Annotated in this window: 2 protein-coding genes; both read right to left on the reverse strand. The window is 72.4% G+C overall.

Annotated elements, in window-relative coordinates; all coding sequences use genetic code 11:
• Position 1 precedes the first annotated feature (1 nt).
• Positions 2-1,825, reverse strand: coding sequence for a glutamine--fructose-6-phosphate transaminase (isomerizing) (gene glmS / locus E2C06_RS35960; protein ID WP_133293320.1), 1,824 nt, complete (start codon positions 1,823-1,825; stop codon positions 2-4).
• Positions 1,825-3,126: bifunctional UDP-N-acetylglucosamine diphosphorylase/glucosamine-1-phosphate N-acetyltransferase GlmU (glmU, locus tag E2C06_RS35965; protein ID WP_241671626.1), on the reverse strand; the 1,302-nt coding region annotated here is incomplete at its 5' end. The genes glmU and glmS, both read right to left, overlap by 1 nt.

Raw genomic sequence — 3,126 nt, forward strand, 5'->3', positions numbered from 1 at the left:
GCTACTCCACCGTCACGCTTTTCGCCAGGTTGCGCGGCTGGTCCACGTCGGTGCCCTTCAGCACCGCGACGTGGTAGGCCAGCAGCTGCACCGCGATGGCATGGAGGATGGGCGCTGATAAGTCGCCGACCTTCGGCAGCTCGATCACCCGCTCGGCGAAGCGGCTCAGCGGGCCGACGCCGTCGGCATCGGTGAAGGCCATGATCCGCCCGCCGCGCGCCGCGGCCTCCTGCAGGTTGGACGCGGTCTTCTCGAACAGCGGCCCGGTCGGGCAGAGCGCGATCACCGGCACCAAGTTGTCGATCAGCGCGATCGGCCCGTGCTTCATCTCGCCGGCGGCATAGCCCTCGGCATGGATGTAGCTGATCTCCTTCAGCTTCAGCGCGCCCTCGAGCGCGATGGGGTAGAGGCTGCCGCGGCCGAGGAAGAGCACGTCGCGCGCCTTGGCCACTTCCGCGGCCAGCTCGCGGATCTGCGCGTCCTTCTCCAGCACCAGCGCCGCATTGCCCGGCACTTCCAGCAGCGCCTGGGTCAGCCGCCCCTCATCGATCGTCGAGAGCTCCCGCCGCGACCGGCCGAAGCCGATGGCGAGGCAGGCCATGACCGCGAGCTGCGCGGTGAAGGCCTTGGTCGAGGCGACGCCGATCTCGGGGCCGGCCACCGTCAGCACCGCCCCGTCGCTCTCGCGCGCCATCGAGGATTCCGGGACGTTGACGACCGACAGCACCTTCTGCCCGCCCTGCCGCAGCAGCTTCAGCGCCGCCATGTTGTCGGCGGTCTCGCCGGACTGGCTGATCAGGATGGCCGCGCCGCCCTCGACCAGCGGCGGGTTGCGGTAGCGGAGCTCGGAAGCGACGTCGGCATCCACCGGCAGCCGCGCCAGCTGCTCGATCCAGTAGCGGCCGACCGCACCGGCGAGGAAGGCGCTGCCGCAGGCGGAGATGGTCAGCCGGGGGATCCGCGCGGGATCGAAGGGCAGCCGCGGCAGCCGCACCTCCAGCGTCTTCGGGTCAAGGTACTGCCGCAGCGTGTCGCCCAGCACCGCCGGGTGCTCGTGCAGCTCCTTCTCCATGAAGTGGCGGTAGTTGCCCTTGCCGACCGCGGCGCCCGAGACGGCGGTGACCACCACCTGGCGCTCGACCGAACGGTCGCGGGCGTCGAAGAAGGCCGCGCCGTCGGTGTCGAGCACGGCCCAGTCGCCCTCGTCCAGGTAGGCGATGCGCCGGGTCAGGGGGGCCAGCGCCAGGGCGTCGGAGCCGACGAACATCTCGCCCTCGCCGAAGCCGACGGCCAGCGGCGCGCCCTGCCGTGCCGCCATCAGCAGCTTCGGGTGGCCGGTGAAGACCGCGGCCAGGGCGAAGGCGCCGTGCACCCGCTTCAGCGCGGCCGAAAAGGCCGCCTGCGGCGCCAGGCCCTGGGCCAGCAGGTCGTCGAGCAGACGGACGAAGGTCTCGGTGTCGGTCTCGGTCTCGAAAACCGCGCCCTTGGCCTCCAGCTCGGCGCGCAGCTCGGCGTGGTTCTCGATGATGCCGTTGTGCACCACGCTGACGCGGCGCGTACCGTGCGGATGCGCGTTGCGCTCGGTCGGCGCGCCATGCGTCGCCCAGCGGGTATGGCCGATGCCGGTGGTGCCGCTCAGCGGCTCGCGCTCCAGCACCGCGGCCAGGTTGCCGAGCTTGCCCTCGGCGCGGCGGCGCTCGACATGGCCATCGACCAGCGTGGCGATGCCGGCGCTGTCATAGCCGCGGTACTCCAGGCGCCGCAGCGCTTCCAGCAGCAGGGGCGCCGCATCGGCCTTGCCCACGACGCCCACGATGCCGCACATCAGTTCGATCCCTTCGTGTCTGTCGGGCGCTTGCCCTTGAAGCCCTTGCCCGGCTTCGTTGCCTGCCGGCCGCGGGCGATCGCCAGCGCGTCGTCCGGCACATCCTCGGTGATCACGCTGCCGGCCGCCACCAGCGCCCGCGCGCCGACCCGGACCGGCGCCACCAGCGCGGTGTCGCTGCCGATGAAGGCGCCGGCGCCGATCTCGGTCCGGTGCTTGTGCACACCGTCGTAGTTGCAGGTGATGGTGCCGGCGCCGATATTCGCCCGCGCGCCCACCGTCACGTCGCCCAGGTAGCTCAGGTGGTTGGCCTTGGCGCCCTCGGCCAAGGTCGCGGCCTTCAGCTCGACGAAATTGCCGACATGCGCCTCCCGCCCCACCTCGGTCCCCGGGCGCAGCCGGGCGAAGGGGCCGATGACGGCGCCGCTGCGCACCAGGCAGCCTTCCAGGTGGCTGAAGGCGCGGATCTCGACCGCGTCCTCGACCGTCACGCCGGGCCCGAAGACCACGTTGGGGGCGATGCTGACATCCTGGCCGAGCCGCGTGTCCCAGGAAAGGAACACCGTCTCCGGCGCGGTCAGGGTCGCGCCGCCCGCCATCGCCGCCTCGCGCAGCCGCGTCTGCATCCCGGCTTCCAGCAGCGCGAGCTCGGCCCGGCTGTTCGCCCCGGCCAGCTCGGCCTCCGACGCCTCCTCGGCCACCACCCGGCGGCCGTCGGCGACCGCCAGGCCGACGATGTCGGTCAGGTAGTATTCGCCCTTGCTGTTGTCGTTGCCGACCGCGTCCAGCCAGCGGAACAGGTCGGCCGCCGGCGCGCAGACCACGCCGGCGTTGCAGAGCCCGATGGCGCGCTCGGCCCCGGAGGCATCGGCCCATTCGACGATGCGCGTCACGTCGCCGGACGGCTCGGTCACCAGCCGCCCGTAGCGCCCCGGGTCGGCCGGCCGCATCGCCAGCAGCGCCAGCCCAGCCTCGGCCCGCTTCTCGACCAGCTTCCGGATGGTCGGCACGGTGATCAGCGGGTTGTCGGCGTAGAGCACCGCCACGTCGCCGGCGAAGTCGCGCAGCAGCGGCGCCGCCATCCGCGCGGCATGGCCGGTGCCCAGCCGTTCCGCCTGCACCACCGTCGCATGCGGCGCCACCGCCCGCTCCATCGCCGGCATGTCCGGCCCCACCACCACCACGATCCGGTCGAAAACCTGCTCGCAGGCACTGACCAGATGATTGATCATCGGCCGCCCGGCGACCGGATGCATCGCCTTGGGCAGCGCGCTCCGCATGCGCGTGCCGAGACCGGCGGC

The sequence above is a fragment of the Dankookia rubra genome, assembly GCF_004355005.1.
In the GTDB taxonomy this organism is placed as follows: domain Bacteria; phylum Pseudomonadota; class Alphaproteobacteria; order Acetobacterales; family Acetobacteraceae; genus Paracraurococcus; species Paracraurococcus ruber_A.